This is a genomic window from Actinokineospora enzanensis DSM 44649, from assembly GCF_000374445.1.
Taxonomy (GTDB): domain Bacteria; phylum Actinomycetota; class Actinomycetes; order Mycobacteriales; family Pseudonocardiaceae; genus Actinokineospora; species Actinokineospora enzanensis.
Window position 1 is genome coordinate 609,506 of the sequence record NZ_KB894403.1, and the last position, 15,833, is coordinate 625,338.

Genomic DNA, 15,833 nt, shown 5'->3' on the forward strand with positions numbered 1-15,833 from the left:
CTCACTGGGAGACCTCCTCGACGACACGGCCCGCGTGGATGGCGGCGGCCATGCGCATGCCCTCGGACCAGGCGACCGGGCCGACCGCGGCGAGCGGGACGCCGGTGCCGTCGGGCCGGGCCCAGCGCAGGTCGCCGGTCCACGCCTCGTACTCGGGGTAGTCGACGCCGAGCCAGAACCGGGCCTGCACGACCTGGCCGTCCTCGAACGCCGAGTAGACGGCGTCGCCGCCGCCGACCCGGTAACCGAGGGTGCGGCAGCGGGCGAGGGCGTGGTTGCCCTCCTCGAACCGGCCGCCCGAGTAGTCGCTCACGTGGTCGCGGTCGGCGGGCAGGTCGGCGGGTTTGCCGAAGGTCTGCCGGAAGAGCTGTTGGGCCTGCTGGTCGACGCCCAGCTCGGCGGCGAACTCGCGCAGGTCGTCGAGGTCGTCGAGCAGGACCGGGTGCGGGACCGTGATCACCTCGGGGTGCCGCCGGACGGTCTCACCGTCCAGGTCGACCAGGCCGACGCCGCGGTCGGCGTCGGCCTCGCGCAGGAAGCCGGTGACGCCGTCGGCGACCACCACCAGGTCGCGCAGCACCTCGGCCCAGTCCGGGTCCCGCCACACCTCGGCGACCAGCGCGACCGGCACCGGCAGCGACCGGACCAGCCAGGTGTCCACTGTGGACGTGCAGTCCGCGCGGTGCCTGCCGAGCCACTCGACCAGCTGACGCAGCCGCACGACCTCCGGGTCCTCCTTCAGCGCGGCGGGGACGGCGGCGAGCACCTTCCCCTTGGCGTTGCGGCACTGGACCCGCCCGTTCTCCCCCACGCGCACCTGATACCCGGCCGCGGCATCGAGCCAGCCCACGGTGACCTCCCCCTGCCTTTCCGATACAGCGAGCCGACCAGAACCGGTCGGCGGAACCCGAAATCCAACGGCCGCAACGCTAGCGGCACCCACCGACAGTCCGCACCGAGTTGTCCACAGGCGGTCGCGACCTCGGCCTACCCGACCGATCGGTCCACTGTGGAGTTCTCATCGGGCGCGCCGGGCCACCGCCCCGCCCGAGACCGGCCGACACCGGGCCGGTGCGCGGACACCCCGTTCGCCGGGTCGGCCGCGGCCGACCGGTGCCATCCGGGGGCGGCTCCCGCCCACCTCTCGGTAACGAACACACGGCGCCGATCGTAGGGCCCGGCGCGCGCGGCCCGACCGAGACCGTCCACTACGGAGGTAGTGCCGTGAACGCCGCCGCGCCCGGCCCCCGATCCATCCGGGTGCCGGGCGCGGCGAGGTTGTCTATCGAGTGGGGATCACGCGCTGTCGCCGCACAGGCCCGCCACGATGAGGTCGCGCGCCGCAGCCGAGGCCTTGGGCAGGGACTGCGTGTCGCGCGGGTCGAGCGCGCCCACGGTCACCGACAGCTCCACCTGCCTGCGGCCGTCGGCGGTGGCGAACATGACCGAGGTGTAGCCCTGGATGCTGCCGGTGTGCCCGACGACGTCGCAGCCCGGGGCGAGCCGGTCGGCCTCCAGCCCGAGTCCGTACGCGGACACCGGGCCGGTCGGCAGTGCGGTGCGCATCTCGGCCACCAGCGCGGGCGGCAGGATTTTGCCGCCCAGCAGCGCGGACAGGAACGTGTCCAGGTCGCGGGTGGTCGTGACCAGCTCCCCGGCGGAACCGGCGGCGGACGGGTTGAGCCGGGTCACGTCCACGGTCACCGGCTTGTCGTCGCGCAGGTAGTTGTAGTAGCCGTGCGCGTGCGGGCCGCGGATGTCCGGGTCGGTGCCGGGCAGCGTGGTGTCGCGCAGGCCGAGCGGCCGCAGCACGCGCCGCTCGACCTGGGTGGCGTACGAGGTCCCGGTGACCCGCTCGATCAGCTGACCGGCCAGGATGTAGTTGGTGTTGGAGTAGGACCAGCGCGTGCCCGGCTCGAAGTTGGCGGGCTTGGACAGCGCGAGCCGGATCAGGTCCGCGGGTCGGTAGGTGTGGAAGCGGGTGTCGACCCAGGTCTGGCCCTCCATCGGGATGCCGGGGTCGAGGGTGCCGTCCGGCCGGTTCTCGCCGGTGTAGTTGAAGATGCCGCTGGTGTGCTGCAGCATCATCCGGACCGTGATCCGGCCGTCCAGGCCGTAGTCCGGCAGGTAGTCGCGCAGCGGGTCGTCCAGCTTGACCCGCCCCTCGGCCACCAGCTGCAGGACCACGGTCGAGATGAACGTCTTGGTTATGCTCCCGGCCCGGAACCTGCCGTCGGTGGCAGGCTTGCCCGGCCTGCCCAGCTCGCGCACGCCCGCGCTGTCGGCCCAGACCCCCCGCTCGTCGTGGAACCGCACCTGGATGCCCGCGATGCCGATCATGCCACCGATGTCCACCACCGCCTTGTGCAGGGCTTCCCGATCGTGGCCGCCCCCGCCGGTGGTCTCGGCCCCCGCAGGCGCCCCGATCAGGCCGGTGCCCAGCACGGCGGCCATCCCCACGGCACAACAGCGCCGCATCCTCGTATTCATCGCTACCCCCTCCGATAGTGGCTTCCCACGCCCCCTGTGGACAACTTCGGGAAGCCGTACATCGTGCGGCCTTACCGTGCCGCACATGGAAACCTCAATCACGGACCCCGATCGCCTCGATGGGGCGCGCCCGCAGGCTCAGCCGGGTGGGCACGGCCACCGCGAGCAGGCCGAGCGCCGCCGCGCCCGCGACGATGCCCAGGTAGACCGCGATCGGTCCGCTGGGCACCGGGTCGCCCGCGAGGCCGATGCCCAGCATGACCAATGGGGGCACCGGGATCAGCGAGCCGACGACGACCGCGATGCCGGACAGCACCATGGCCTCCACCCGGGTCATCCGCCGGACCTGGCGCCGGGTCGCGCCCACCAGGCGCAGCAGGGCGAACTCGCGGGCCCGCTGCGCGGTGGTCATCGCCAGCGTGTTGGCCACGGCGATCACGACGTAGCCGAGGATCACCCCGATCGCCACCAGGTTCACCCAGAACTGCTGGCGCTGCACCGTGTTGTCCGCGGCGGCCATGGCCGAGCGGTCGCCGACGACCACGCCGGGGAACCTGTCCGCCAGCTCGCGCAGCGCGGGTCCGGCCGTGCCGTCCATGCCGGGGGCGAGCCGCACCAGGACCGAGCTGTCGACCTGGTCGGTGGCGTGCGCGCGGGCCAGGTCCGCGGGCAGCAGGAAGTCGCCGAACGCCAGGTCGTGGGTGAAGGTGGCGGCCACCCGCAGCCGCGCGGTGCTGCCGTCGCCGAGGTGCAGGTCGACCTCGTCGCCGATGCCCTTGCCCAGCCAGCTCGACTCGCCCTCGCTGAGCGCGACCGTGTTCCCGGTCAGGCCGGACAGGTCGCCGGTGACCTCGCCGAGGTCGAGGGTGTCGCGCACCCGGGCGCCGTCCACGCCGAGCGCGGACTCCGTCCGTACCTCGACCGTCTCCCCCGTGCTTGTCGCCGTCACGACGTGGGTGCGCACCAGCGGGACCGCCGCGGCGACCCCGGGGACCCGGCGGATCTCGTCGGCCACCTGGGGAGAGAGCCCGCCCGCGGTACTGGTGACGACATAGTCGGCGGTGGTCGACGTCCGGGTCTGGTCCTGGACGGCCGCCGACATGATCGACTGGCTGAAGAAGTTGGTGATGGCGAAGCCGACCGCCAGCATCAGCGGGGTCACCGCGGCGGCCAGCCGCCGGGTGTTCGCCACGCCGTTGGCGGCGGCCAGGTAGCCGCCGACGCGGGAGATCCGGCCGAGCGGACCGGCGATCCGGCGCAGGATCACGCCGACCACCAGCGGGCCGAGCAGCCCCAGCCCGATCACGATCAGCAGCGCCGACACCCCGGACAGGCCCGCGGCGAGCGCTCCCGACAGGAACAGCGGCAGCGTCGACGAGCCGACGCCGAGCCCGAGGAACAGGACGCCCAGGGCGGTCCGCGTCCGGCCGAGGCCGGGCTTCTCCACGGCGGCCTCGCCCAGGGCCTCGACCGGCGAGATCCGGGCCGGGCCGCGGGCGGCCGCCCAGGCGGCCAGCCGGGCCGCGCCGACGCCGAGCAGCAGTGCGCCCACGACCGGCAGCGGGCTCATGGCCAGCTGGAAGTCCTGGGGGATCACGCCGATCGTGGCGAAGGCGTCGCGCAGCCCGCCCGCCACGGCCAGGCCCGCGACGCCGCCGAGCACCGCCGCGACCGAGGCCACCAGCATGGTCTCGCCGCCGACGAGGGCGCGGATCTGGCGCGGGGTGGCCGCGATGGCGCGCAGCAGCGCGAACTCGCGGCGCCGCTGGGCGACCGAGAGCGACAGCGTGCCGCTCACCACGAAGATCATCACCAGCAGGGCCACGCCGCTGAACGAACCCGCGATCGCCATCAGGATCGCGCGGGACTGTCCGACATCCACGAACTCGATCATGCCCCGATCCGGGCCCGTCGTCACGGAAAGACCCTGGTCCGCTACGGCGTGCTCGATCCGCTCGGCCAATACGGCCTCGTCGACGCCCGGGTCGGCGAGCACACCGACGGCGTGCACGCGGCCGGGACGGGCGAACAACGCGTCCGCTCGCGCGGGCGAGAAGTAGAGCGCCGACTGGCGCGAGAGGTCCGGTGCCGACGCGAGGCCGATCACCAGGTAGTCGCCCGCGCCGGTCGGGGTGTCGACGCGCACCTTGTCGCCGATGGACACGCCTGCCCGCCGCGCCAGCTCGCCGTCCAGCACCACCTGGTCGGCCCCGGTGGGCCGGGCGCCCTCGGTGAGGGTGAACGGCGCCAACGCCGAGGCGTCCCAGTTGTGGCCGCGCGAGGGCGCGCCGCCGGGGCCGGTGAGCAGCAGGCCGTCGGGGGTCACCACGTTGGCGGGAAAGTCCACTTCGGCCACCGCGGACCGCACGCCCGGCACGGCGGCGACGCGGCCGACCAGGTCGGCCGGGACGGTCGGCTGTTCGGCGACGTGCTGCCCGGACAATGCGTCCGCGCCCTCCGGCCGCACGGTCTGCTTGCCCGCGACCACGACGGCCGCGGCGGCGTAACGCTGGGTGGGCACGCCAGAGCGGATACCCGACTCGATCAGCACCCCGCAGGCGGCGACCAGCGCCGTCCCGCAGAGCACCGCGAGGAACGCGCCCACGAACCCGCTCTTGCGGGCCTTGAGCGTCTGCCAGGCCAGTCCGAGCACGGCTCACCACTCCCCGAGGTGCGTCATGCGCTCGGCCACCGCGTCCGGCGTCGGCTGTTCCAGCGCGCCCGCCAGGCGACCGTCCGCGAGGAACAGGACGCGGTGCGCGTAGGAGGCGGCGACCGGGTCGTGGGTGACCATCAGCACGGTCTGGCCCAGCGTGTCGACCAGCTCGCGCAGCAGCTCCAGCACCTGCCTGCCGGTGCGCGAGTCCAGCGCGCCGGTCGGCTCGTCGGCCAGCACGACCTCCGGCCGGGTGACCAGCGCGCGGGCGATGGCCACCCGCTGCTGCTGGCCGCCGGACAGCTCGGCGGGGCGGTGGTGCAGCCGGTCGGCGATGCCCACCCGCTGGGCCACCTCGCGCAGCCACGTGTGGTCGACCCGGCTGCCCGCGAGCCGCAACGGCAACGTGATGTTCTGCGCCACGTCGAGTGCAGGCAGCAGATTGTATGCCTGGAAGATGAACCCGATCCGGCCGCGCCGCAGCTGGGTGAGGGCGGTCTCACCCAGACCGGCCAGGTCGGTGTCGCCGAGCAGCACGCGCCCGTCGGTCGGTCGGTCCAGCCCGGCGGCACAATGCAGGAAGGTGCTCTTGCCCGAACCGGACGGGCCCATCACCGCGGTGAAGCTGCCTTTCGCCAGGGCCACGCTCACCCCGTCGAGCGCGGTCACCGCTCCCCCGCCCCTGCCGTACACCTTCCGCACCGCTTCCAATGTCAATGCCCGCATCGCGATTCCCTCTGCCGCTCGTCCGTCGGAGACCACGGTAGGTCCCGGGGCGGGGTCGGCTCGATCCCACCGACGGGCGGAACCGGGGTAGCGCCAGCACTACCACCGACACCCCGGCGGGCCATGCCGCACAATCGCGGCATGAGCAGCACCAGCCGCGCGCCGAACGCGGTCGTCCGGGCCTTCGCCGAGTGTTGGCGGGCCATCCGCTACCTGGTCATCGGGGGCGGTACTGCTTTGTTGGCCATGATCGGGATCATCGGTGTCGTGTCCATGGTGGCGTTCTCGGCGATCGGGGTCGGCCTGCCCGCCGTGCCCGAGGCGGCCCGCCTGCTGCACCGGCTGACCAACCTCGACCGCCGCCGCGCGGCCGAGCTCACCGGCACGCCGATCCCCGAGCCGCACCACCCGCTGACCGGCTCCCTGGGCGAGCGGATACGCACGGTGGTCACGGACCCGGCCACCCGCCGCGACGTGGTCTGGCTGCTGCTGCACGGACCGCTGGGCCTGATCCTGCTCGCGCTGGCGATCGGCCTGCCGCTGGGCGGGCTCAACCAGCTGGCGATCCCGGCCTACTGGCGGCTGGTGCCCGGCGGCGTGCCGGGGGCGCTCGACTTCCAGGTGGACTCGTGGGCGAAGGCGTGGGCCAGCGTCCTGATCGGACTGACCTACCTCGGCATGACCCTGCTGCTGCCCGCCGCCGCCCGCGGCCACGCCCGGCTGGCGCGGAAACTGCTGCGCCCGGCGACCGGCGTGCGGCTGTCCGACCGGGTCGCCGAGCTGACCGCGTCCCGGGCCGCCGCACTCGACGCGCACGGCGCCGAGCTGCGCCGGATCGAGCGCGACCTGCACGACGGCACCCAGGCCAGGATCGCCGCGGTGATCATGCAGCTGGGCATCGCCGAACAGCTGCGCGGGCGCGACCCGGACGCGGCCTTCGGGCTCGTGCGCAAGGCCCAGGACACCGCGATGGACGCGCTGGCGGAGCTGCGCGACGTGGTGCGCGGCATCTACCCGCCGATCCTGTCCGACCGCGGGCTGGACGGGGCGGTGACCGCGCTGGCCGCCCGGTCCCCGATCCCGTGCCTGCTGGCGCTGGGTAAGGTCGGCCGCAGACCGGCGGCGGTCGAGGCGGCGGCGTACTTCATCATCGCCGAGGCCCTGGCCAACGCCACCAAGCACTCCGGCGCCGAGCAGGTCACGGTGGGCCTGGACGCGACGGGAGACACGCTGGTGATCACGGTGGGCGACGACGGTCGTGGCGGCGCCGACGAGGCGCTGGGCAGCGGGTTGGCGGGCATCCGCCGCCGGGTCGACGCCTTCGACGGCCGCACCGAGCTGACCAGCCCGGTGGGCGGGCCGACCCGACTGCGGGTGGAGCTGCCATGCGGGTCGTGATCGCCGAGGACGACGCGCTGCTGCGCGAGGGCCTGGTGCTGCTGCTCAACACCGCGGGCATCGAGGTGACGGCGGCGGTCGACAACGCCACCGACTTCCGCGCCGCCGTCGCCGCCGAGCGGCCGGACGCGGTCGTGGTCGACGTGCGGCTGCCGCCGACCTTCACCGACGACGGCCTGCGCGCGGCGGTCGAGGCACGCCGCCTGTACCCGGGGCTGCCGGTGCTGGTGCTGTCGGCGTTCGTGGAGAACAGCTACGCGGCCGAGCTGCTCGCCGATGGCGCGGGCGGGGTGGGGTACCTGCTCAAGGAACGGGTCGGGCGGGTGGAGCACTTCCTGGACTCGCTGCGGCGGGTCGCGGACGGGGGAACCGCGATGGATCCGGAGGTGATCTCGCAGTTGTTGGTGCGGCGGCGGGCGGATGATCCGTTGTCGACGTTGACGGCGCGGGAGCGGGAGGTGCTGGGACTCATGGCCGAGGGGCATGACAACAGCGCGATCGCCGGGTTGCTTGTGGTGAGCGATGGGGCGGTGCACAAGCACATTCGGAACATTTTCACGAAGTTGGCGTTGGTCGGGGACGAGGGTGGGCATCGGCGGGTGTTGGCGGTGCTCGCGTACCTCAATGCTGCCCAGGGCTCGTGACTGCGCCCGGCTGGAGAGACAGTGCCTGCTCGGCCTCGTCGGGGTCCTCGGTCCGGGTGGCACGGCGGCGTCGGACTACCACCATCGTCACTGCGGCGATCACGATCACACCGCCTGCGACCGCCACCACGATGACCACAGTGGACGGGCCGTGGGCGATGGCGTCGTTCGGGTCCTGGACGGTGAAGCCGATGCCCTGGTTCTTCTCGTAGTCGGAACCGGGAAGCTTGTCCCCGTAACGGGACTTGACCTGCTTCTGGTAGTCCGCCAGCGGCACCAGCGCACCCACCGGCGACTGCGGCAGTGACGCGCGCAGCAGCTTGACGCCGTCCGGGGTCCACTCGTACCAGCCGTTGATCTGCGGCTCGTTCATCAGTACCGCGCCGGGCGGCAGGTGGGTGCTCAGGTCTTCCTCGTCGTTGCCGGAGAAGACGCTGCCCACGCTCCACTGGCCGGTCGGTTCCGGCATGGCGCGCAGGGTGGCGCTCTCGCCCTTCTCGTCGGTGGCCGTGACCGCGATGTACTGCAGCACGCCCGCGGGCGCGCCGGGGACGCCGCGGACGAAGTCGGGATTCAGCACATAGGTGGCGACCCCGCGCTCGGACAGGGTCAGGGTGGTCGGGTCGGTGCCGTGGACCTGCCGGAAATTGGTCTTGGCGAAGCTGATCGCCTCCGGTTGGCGCGCTGCGGCGAGGGCGGCGGCGTAGTCCGCCGGTGAGGGCGGTGCCACCTCCCCCTCCGCCGACGCGGTGGAGCTGAACAGCACCATGATGAGGGCCACCACGGTGCACACGAACGATTTCCGGCAGGCCACGACCACTACCCCTTTAGCGCTTCCGGATGTTGACGATGGTGTCGTTCCACCGGAACTGGCTGTTCGACCGGTACTGGGTCAGGTTCCAGGTCTGGTAGCGCTGGTAGGACGGCCACGGGTCGCCGATGTAGATGGTCTGGTTCGACGAGTCGTAGCCGTAGATCACCTCGGCGTGGCCGCCGCCCGAGGTCCAGTAGATGCCGGTCAGCTGCGGCGAGCCCGCGTCGATCTGCTTGGTGATCGTCGCGAAGCTGACCGGGCCGCCCGCGTCCTGGGCGTTGAAGCCGGTGCCCTGGAAGCCGCGCACGATCTCGCTGATCTGCGCGCCCTGGTTGACGCACCGACCCTTGCCCGCCGCGCAGAACTGCTGCTGCGAGGCGGTGCCGCCCAGGGAACGCTCGATGCTGGAGCCGTCGGCCGCCCAGCACCACTGGTCCTGGGTCTGCACCTGCTGGGTGTAGGTCAGCTTCTTCGCCGCCAAGGGCGCCGCGTCGAGCGAGGCGCGCCAAGGGGCGATCTCCTTGACCTCGGTGTGCTCGGCGGTCTTGATCAGGCCGTTGGGTCGGGCCTGCGCACCGGACGCGGCCGACGCCGAGCCCGTCGACGGCAGTACGACCGCGGTGATGGCGGCCGCCGCGGCGATGACCGCAGGCAAGCCTCGTCGGATGGTTGTCCGATCCACGAATGTTCTCCTCGCAGGGTAGGGAACCGTTTCTCCGCACCGGCCATGACCGGGGACAAAGGCCGGATGGAAATACCGTCGCGCGCCTTTTCAGCCGGAACAATGGCAGGCCATTCCCAACCGGTGGGAGGTGATCGTTCACCGGCCACCCGGCACCGCGGCACCGGCTCCAGCAGCACCGCCACTCGCCGCGACCTCCGTGAACGGGCGGCGAGCAGGAACATTCATCGGACATTCACCTGTTGTGAATGACACGCCGCGGTAATGGTGATCGGACTCTTCGGACAAATCCGATGGGCCATCGCCCGCGTCTCGGCAAACAGGCGTCCGCCCACGTAATCGCACCGCGCCGGTCGAGCGCTACCGGCGTCGAGCGAATTCCCCGCTGCGCGGGTGGACAAAAAGGAGCCACGCCTCCCGAGAACGTGGACACGTAGGCCGTACGGTACGGTCCCGCTCCCCACGCCCCGTCCACGGGAGGAGCCGCGCGATGTCCACCTCCGCGCACGTGCAGCCGTCGGAAGACGACGACGGCGACGCCATCTACCTGGAGCAGACGCTCCGGCACGCACCCACCGACCTGCTGCTCGACGACTCGGCGGGCAAGGGGGTCGTGCGCGACACCTGGCGCCGGTCCGTCCGCCTGTCGATCACCCTGCTGGTCGTGTTCATTCTCTTCTGGCTGTTCAACGGAGGTCTGGCCGGGGCATCGTCCTCGCGCGGCAGCAGCAGCAGCAGTGGCGGAGGCTCGACACTGTTGGCGATCGGATTCATCCTGGCGATCCTCGCGTTCGTCGGCACGTGGGTGGTCTTCCTGTTCCGCGAGCAGCAGGAGGCGGTCAGCGAGTGGTGCACCGTGCTCGCGGGCAAGGCGTGGGCCGCGGAATCGGTGTACAGCCACATCGCGGGCAGGCTGCGTGACCGGCAGCTGCCCATGCAGTACAACGTCCACCGTCGCGCGACCTCCTTCGGCACGGCCAACCGGCTGGTGATGGTCGACGGCAACTACTGGGTCTTCGTGTCCGCGTTCCGCTACGGCACCGGTCTATACCTGGGCTGGACGATGTGGCGGATCCGCAAGGGCACCGTGCTGCTCGCCGACGTCAACCGCGCCAACCGCACCGATTTCGTCGGGAGCGTGATGAACGAGGAACGGTTGAAGGCGATGCGCGAGACCGTGCACGCGGTGTGCCGCGAGGCACTGCACACCGCCATCCGGAATGTCAACGTGGCCGAGAACTACGGCTTCCCCGGTGGCATGCCCGCCATCGAGGGCCTGCCCTACGCCGCCGCCGCGCCACAGCCGGGTCCCGCCCAGCCGGTTCACTCGCAGACGGGCCACCACCCCCAGCCGGGGCCGCCGCAGCCCAGGCAGGCGCGATGACGCGGGCGGGGCTGGTCATCGCGGGCGACGCGAGCCGGTCGTGGGTCTGGGCGGCGAGCCGGATAGGCCCCGCGGCCACCGCCGTGGTCGGTTCCCCGACGCCGGAACCGCCGCCCGCGCCGCCCTTCGGGGTGCACAACGTCCAATCCGGACCGGCGCGGTCGGTCGTGCAGACCGGACAGGTGTTCGGCGGCCTGCACATCCACGGCCACGAGACCGCCCAGGTGCCGGACGACTCGGCGTGGCTGCGGTCTTGTTGGGAGCCGCTCGTCGACGCGAACGCGACCGTCGAGATCCGGTACCTGAACCGCCCCGGCGAGTCCTGTGTGGACGCCTACCTGCTGGTCCGCGCCGAGGGCCCGGAGCCGGACCGGACCGAACAGCTCGTGGCGGACCTGCGCGACCATCTCGCCGTGCTGCCCGCGCACGCCACCGCGACCCCGGTCACCGACGACGCCGAGACACTGCGGGTCCTCGACCCGTTCCGCCCCGACAGCGCGGGCATCCTGGAGATCCGCAAACGGCTGACCTCCCGACCCACGCGCCGCGACGACGCTCACCATCCGTGGCTGACCGCGGTGACGCCGTTCGTGCGCCAACACAGGCCCTGGGAGCCGTTGTGGTCGGCGTTGGCCGGGCTGCCATTCCGCGCCATGTTGTCGATCGGACTGCGGCCCTACCGGGTCGGCCCGGGGTTGCGGGCCCATCTCGCGCAACGCGCCACCGACCTGTCCCGGCTCGCCCGGCCCGGACCGTCGACCACGGCGGTGTGGCGGGTGGCCCGACCGGCGGACGAGTTCGCGGCCGCCGCCTACCCGCTCGCCACCGACGCCCTGCACCGCTACACCGATCACGCGTTCCTGTTCCGCGCGTCGATCGCCGCCGAGCAACCGGTGCCGGGTCTGCTGGCGGAGCTGGCGGCCGACACCGTGTCGGCGCGCGCCGCCGACCGCGGGTTCGCGGGCGCGGGACCGGCGCTCGTGCGTCCGCACCCGGCCGAGTTCCCGACGGCGTGGCGCAACATCACCTCGCTCGACTTCACGCCGCTGGCCGCCGAGGCCCAGGGGGCTCCGCCGGAGGCGGTCGACGAGGTGGCGCGGCACCTGCTGGCGATCGTGGACCTGGACGAGGCCGCCGCCGTGTTCCGGCTGCCCTACCGCGACGCCGGTCAGGCCTCCCCGTTCGGCGGGTGACCTCCGCGGTGCCCGGAGAGGGGCACCGCGGAAGTCCGCACCGGTGCCGCGACTAGTGGTGCGACCCAGAACGTCGACCATGTCTCGACCCGCCCACGACGTGCCTGACGGCACCGCCGGAAACGACCGAGTACATCCAGTACGAGGCCGTCCCGGCGGCACCGCCAGCCACGCCATGGACCCGCCGATACACGGCCGACATTCTGGGTCGCACCACTAGACCGTGACGCGCCAGTGGCTGTTCGCGGTCACGTTCTCGAACTTCAGCGTCGGGCAGTCATAGTCCGCGGGCCGCGGGGTCGCGGTGGGTCGCAGCGGCGAGTTCGACTGCGTTGCGGCGACCCACTGGCCGCCGATCCGCAGCTTGATCGAGCTCGACTCGAACACCGTGCCGCGGGCGTCGTTGCAGTAGTACGCGCGGCCGGTGGAGTTGTTGTGCGTCGCGTAGATCTCGAAGATGTCCCAGCCCTCGTTGAGGGTGCTCTGGTCGGAGCCGCTCTGGGTGAACAGCGCGTCCCACGCCCCGGTCTTGACGTTCTGCAGCTGCGCGACCCAGGTGTTGCTGGAGGCGTTGGTGCGCACCTCCTGCACGGTGTATGCGGGGTGGCCGTTGACCGTGGTGGTGTAGTTCGACAGGAACGAGCTGTCGATCTGCACGACCTTCGCGGGCGAGACGGACTTGCACCAGTCCCACGCCCAGACCTGGGCGCCCTGGCCGAGCCCGTAGGCGGTGACGACCTCGATGCACGAGTGCCCGGTGGGCTTCATGGTGGGCGCGTAGACGACGTCGGACCGGTTGGAGATGCGCAGGTTCGGGGTCACGCTCTGGGTCACCACGAACCCGTCGGCGTTGCTGTTGAGCTGCGGCTCCGGACCCCAGAACGTGTGCTTCTGCGCCGCTGCCCGCGGCGCGACCGCCTTGCCCGCCTGCTCGCGGCGCAGCTGCAGGAACCGGTCCGCCGACGGGCCCGCGGCGGCCTTGGCGGCGTCCCCGGTCAGTCCGGGCACCTCCCGCGCCAGGGCCGGGGCGGGGACCGCGGAACCCGCCGCGGCGGCCGAGTGCGCGCCCACGGCGGCGGCCGCGATCAGTCCGGCGGAACAGGCCATGACCAACAATTTCCGCTTCACGGTATTTCCTTGTGTTCGCAGGGAAGGAATCGTGCGGGCGTCGGGACAACCGACCCGCGGTACTTAAATGCTATGTCCGGGATTCCTTCCGACCGCGGGGTTGCCATTCCCATTGAGACTGTTCACACAGGTCAGCGCGGTGATAGCACTTTTTCGAGCGCCAAGTTATACCGGCGTCAAGAACCGGCAACCCGACAATCCGGACGGCTTCGCCGGATTGTCGGAGCGCGCGGGAGCGGTTCGGGCGCGGCGTCGGCGAGCGGCGGACGGAGTGGTGGAAGTGGCCGAAAACCACCATCGGAGGGCCGAGCCCGGACTGTCGGTCCGGTGCCCTAACATGTCGCCGTCCGATCGACGTGGGGGTTGGGGATGTTGTATTTCGAAGGGTTGTTCGGGCTCGCCGTGATGGGCCTGTGGATCTTCTGCCTGGTCGACGTGATCACCACGCCGGACGGGCTGCCGCGGAACCTGCCCAAGTTCGGCTGGCTGATGGTCGTGCTGTTCCTGCCGCTCATCGGTTCCCTGCTGTGGCTGGTAGCCGGGAAGCCGGAGCAGGCGGGCCGGTACCGGCCGGGGGCGTACGAGCGGAGCGCGCCGCGCTTCCCCGAGTACGACCGGCCGGGTCGGTTCGCGGCCAACGACTCGGCGTCCGACGAGGAGTTCCTCCGACGCTGCCGGGAACGGGCCGAGGAGCAGCGGCGCAAGGCACGCGACAACAAGCAGGAGTTCTGACCGGTTTGACCCAGGACGGCACTGCGCTGCTGGACAGCATGGTGTTGCTGAACTGCACGGTGTTCCCGGACGACATGGTGTCCGGCGCGACCCCCAGGTCCGCGCCGGACACCGCTCCCCCGGCTCAGGCGTCCCGCGAGCGCAGCACCAGGTAGCCGCCCGCGAGGGCCAGCGCGGTCCATGCCGCCATCACCAGCAGGCCGGTCCACGGTCCGAGCACCGAGCCGGTCGGGTAGTGCCGGAAGATGATCTGGTTTCCCGCCTGGTCCGGCAGGAACTGCCCGACCACCCGGACCCCGGGTACGTGGCCGAGGATGTTCGACACCATGAAGAAGAACGGGATCAGCGTGCCGATGGCGACCGCCGGGCTGCGCAGCATCGCGGTCACGCCCATGGAGATCACCGCGATCATCGTCAGGTACAGACCGGTGCCGAACACCGCCCCGAACACACCGGGATCGGTGATCGCGCCGCCGTGCGAGCCCAATGCGGCCTGCGAGCCGAAATACATCACGAACACGGTCAGCTCGGATACCGCGAACGCGAGCGCGCCACCGACGAACATCTTGGCTCGATAGAACTCACTGCGACGAGGCACGGCCGCCAGCGCGGCTCGGATAGTGCCGCCGCGGTATTCCGAGCCCACCACCAGAACGCCGAACACCACGAGGACCAACTGGCCGTACTCGACCATGGACATCGCGAAGTCCGACGGGTCGAACGTGGCGCGGGACTCGGCGCCGAGCCGGTCGAATGTCGTGGACAGGTAGAACGACACGCCGACACCGAAGGCCACGGTGATCACGAACGCGAGCACCAGCGTCCACGCCGTCGACCGGAGCGTGCGGATCTTGGTGAGCTCGGCCGCGGCGAGCCGGGGGAACGTGGTCACCGGCCCGCCCCGTCCGCGGCGCGGAACTCGACCGAGTCGGCGGTCAGCCGCATGAACGCCTCCTCCAGCGAGGCGGTCCGCGGGCTGAGCTCGTCCACGGCGAGCCCGTCCGCCGCGGCCAGCGCGCCGATTCGGGCGGGCTCGACCTCGTCCACCTCCAGCGTGTCGTCCGGCCCGGCCACCGCCCCGATGCCCGCCGCGGTGAGCAGGGCCAGCATCCGGGCCGGGTCCGGGGTGCGGACCAGGACGTGCGAGCGGGCGTTGCGGCGGATGAACCCGGCCATGTCGGTGTCGGCCAGCAGCCTGCCCCGGCCGATGACCACCAGGTGGTCGGCGGTGAGCGCCATCTCGCTCATCAGGTGGCTGGACACGAACACCGCGCGCCCCTCGGCGGCCAGGTCCCGCATCAGCGTGCGGATCCACCGGATGCCCTCCGGGTCCAGCCCGTTGACCGGCTCGTCGAGCAGCAGCACGGCCGGGTCGCCGAGCAGCGCGGCGGCGATGCCCAGCCGCTGGCCCATGCCCAGGGAGAACTCGCCCGCGCGCCGGTCCACCGCGCCGCCAAGGCCGACCAGGTCGATCACCTCGCGGACGCGGGCCCGGCCGATCCCGTTGGTCTGCGCCAGCCACAGCAGGTGGTTGCGGGCGGATCGGCCCGGGTGCACGGCCTTCGCCTCCAGCAGCGCGCCGACGTGCCGCAACGGTTCGCGCAGCGCGTGGTAGGGCTTGCCGTCCACCAGGACGTCGCCCGCGGCGGGCACGTCGAGGCCGAGCATCATCCGCATGGTCGTGGACTTCCCGGCGCCGTTGGGGCCGAGAAACCCGGTGACCCGGCCGGGGGCCACGGTGAAGGTCAGGTCGTCCACGGCCAGGGTCGGTCCGTAGCGCTTGGTCAGGTTTCGCACCTCGATCATGACCGGCACGCTCCCGCGCCGGGCCGGGTCGACACATCGGCCCGACACCCGAGTTCGCGCCTCCGCCCCACGGCGGAACGCGGGCACGTTCCGGCGGGCGGACTCATACCGTGGTCTGTCATCCCGTGGTCCGACGCGGTTTCCGGGGCGGGTGAATACAGTGGGACGGGTGCACGAGCC

General features: G+C 72.0%; 15 protein-coding genes. 6 read left to right on the forward strand and 9 right to left on the reverse strand.

The window, feature by feature from the left end; genetic code table 11:
- Position 1 precedes the first annotated feature (1 nt).
- The 4 genes from C503_RS0102490 to C503_RS0102505 form a co-directional block, all read right to left on the reverse strand.
- Positions 2-850 (reverse strand): DUF4132 domain-containing protein, encoded by an 849-nt coding sequence (locus C503_RS0102490; RefSeq protein ID WP_018680621.1) that lies wholly within the window; start codon positions 848-850, stop codon positions 2-4.
- A gap of 446 nt (positions 851-1,296) precedes the next feature.
- Positions 1,297-2,454: a serine hydrolase domain-containing protein gene (locus C503_RS0102495; RefSeq protein WP_018680622.1), complete on the reverse strand. Its 1,158-nt coding sequence runs from the start codon at positions 2,452-2,454 to the stop codon at positions 1,297-1,299.
- Between the two features lie 130 nt (positions 2,455-2,584).
- Positions 2,585-5,143 carry an FtsX-like permease family protein gene (locus C503_RS0102500; protein WP_018680623.1) on the reverse strand — a complete coding sequence of 853 codons (2,559 nt, stop codon included), beginning with the start codon at positions 5,141-5,143 and terminating at the stop codon, positions 2,585-2,587.
- 3 nt (positions 5,144-5,146) lie between these two features.
- Entirely contained in the window at positions 5,147-5,872 is a 726-nt protein-coding gene (locus tag C503_RS0102505) for an ABC transporter ATP-binding protein (RefSeq protein WP_033400039.1), read from the reverse strand.
- 141 nt (positions 5,873-6,013) lie between these two features.
- Between C503_RS0102505 and C503_RS0102510 the strand changes: the two genes are divergently transcribed.
- Together C503_RS0102510 and C503_RS0102515 are read left to right on the forward strand one after the other, a co-directional pair.
- Complete coding sequence (locus C503_RS0102510) at positions 6,014-7,270, forward strand: sensor histidine kinase (protein ID WP_018680625.1); 1,257 nt, start codon at positions 6,014-6,016, stop codon at positions 7,268-7,270.
- Complete coding sequence (locus C503_RS0102515) at positions 7,258-7,914, forward strand: response regulator (RefSeq protein ID WP_018680626.1); 657 nt, start codon at positions 7,258-7,260, stop codon at positions 7,912-7,914. The genes C503_RS0102510 and C503_RS0102515 overlap by 13 nt, the downstream gene beginning before the upstream one ends.
- Here the strand turns inward: C503_RS0102515 and C503_RS0102520 are convergent.
- The gene (locus tag C503_RS0102520) at positions 7,892-8,728 is read right to left on the reverse strand and encodes a hypothetical protein (protein WP_211222291.1); all 837 of its coding nucleotides are present in this window, start codon (positions 8,726-8,728) and stop codon (positions 7,892-7,894) included. The two genes, C503_RS0102515 and C503_RS0102520, sit on opposite strands and share 23 nt — an antisense overlap.
- A gap of 13 nt (positions 8,729-8,741) precedes the next feature.
- Positions 8,742-9,410, reverse strand: a complete 669-nt coding sequence (locus tag C503_RS0102525; RefSeq protein WP_156892907.1) for a papain-like cysteine protease family protein — start codon at positions 9,408-9,410, stop codon at positions 8,742-8,744.
- Positions 9,411-9,900: 490 nt separating this feature from the next.
- Between C503_RS0102525 and C503_RS37560 the strand changes: the two genes are divergently transcribed.
- A complete protein-coding gene (locus C503_RS37560; RefSeq protein WP_018680629.1) occupies positions 9,901-10,794 on the forward strand; it encodes a hypothetical protein in 894 nt (297 codons plus the stop codon).
- Positions 10,791-11,987, forward strand: a complete 1,197-nt coding sequence (locus tag C503_RS37565; protein ID WP_051114714.1) for a hypothetical protein — start codon at positions 10,791-10,793, stop codon at positions 11,985-11,987. Before C503_RS37560 ends, C503_RS37565 begins: the two co-directional genes overlap by 4 nt.
- A 216-nt stretch (positions 11,988-12,203) precedes the next feature.
- On the opposite strand, the gene C503_RS0102540 is transcribed toward C503_RS37565, so the two are convergent.
- A complete protein-coding gene (locus C503_RS0102540) occupies positions 12,204-13,115 on the reverse strand; it encodes a hypothetical protein (RefSeq protein ID WP_018680631.1) in 912 nt (303 codons plus the stop codon).
- Between the two features lie 369 nt (positions 13,116-13,484).
- On the opposite strand from C503_RS0102540, the gene C503_RS0102545 reads away from it, so the two are divergent.
- On the forward strand, positions 13,485-13,847 hold the full coding sequence (locus C503_RS0102545; RefSeq protein WP_018680632.1) for a PLD nuclease N-terminal domain-containing protein: 363 nt from the start codon (positions 13,485-13,487) through the stop codon (positions 13,845-13,847).
- A 5-nt stretch (positions 13,848-13,852) separates the two neighbouring features.
- Positions 13,853-14,002, forward strand: a complete 150-nt coding sequence (locus C503_RS45620) for a hypothetical protein (RefSeq protein ID WP_018680633.1) — start codon at positions 13,853-13,855, stop codon at positions 14,000-14,002.
- Here C503_RS45620 and C503_RS0102555 read toward each other — a convergent pair.
- Both C503_RS0102555 and C503_RS0102560 read right to left on the reverse strand, forming a co-directional pair.
- Positions 13,972-14,739: an ABC transporter permease gene (locus C503_RS0102555; protein ID WP_018680634.1), complete on the reverse strand. Its 768-nt coding sequence runs from the start codon at positions 14,737-14,739 to the stop codon at positions 13,972-13,974. The genes C503_RS45620 and C503_RS0102555 overlap by 31 nt on opposite strands.
- Positions 14,736-15,653, reverse strand: a complete 918-nt coding sequence (locus tag C503_RS0102560; RefSeq protein ID WP_018680635.1) for an ABC transporter ATP-binding protein — start codon at positions 15,651-15,653, stop codon at positions 14,736-14,738. Before C503_RS0102560 ends, C503_RS0102555 begins: the two co-directional genes overlap by 4 nt.
- Positions 15,654-15,833 lie beyond the last annotated feature (180 nt).

Bases quoted from the DNA above. Each gene is read 5' to 3' on its own strand.
- C503_RS0102510 (WP_018680625.1), top strand. From the start codon at position 6,014: ATGAGCAGCACCAGCCGCGCGCCGAACGCGGTCGTCCGGGCCTTCGCC.
- C503_RS0102505 (WP_033400039.1), bottom strand. From the start codon at position 5,872: ATGCGGGCATTGACATTGGAAGCGGTGCGGAAGGTGTACGGCAGGGGC.
- C503_RS0102495 (WP_018680622.1), bottom strand. From the start codon at position 2,454: ATGGCCGCCGTGCTGGGCACCGGCCTGATCGGGGCGCCTGCGGGGGCC.
- C503_RS0102515 (WP_018680626.1), top strand. From the start codon at position 7,258: ATGCGGGTCGTGATCGCCGAGGACGACGCGCTGCTGCGCGAGGGCCTG.
- C503_RS0102545 (WP_018680632.1), top strand. From the start codon at position 13,485: ATGTTGTATTTCGAAGGGTTGTTCGGGCTCGCCGTGATGGGCCTGTGG.
- C503_RS37560 (WP_018680629.1), top strand. From the start codon at position 9,901: ATGTCCACCTCCGCGCACGTGCAGCCGTCGGAAGACGACGACGGCGAC.
- C503_RS37565 (WP_051114714.1), top strand. From the start codon at position 10,791: ATGACGCGGGCGGGGCTGGTCATCGCGGGCGACGCGAGCCGGTCGTGG.
- C503_RS0102560 (WP_018680635.1), bottom strand. From the start codon at position 15,653: ATGATCGAGGTGCGAAACCTGACCAAGCGCTACGGACCGACCCTGGCC.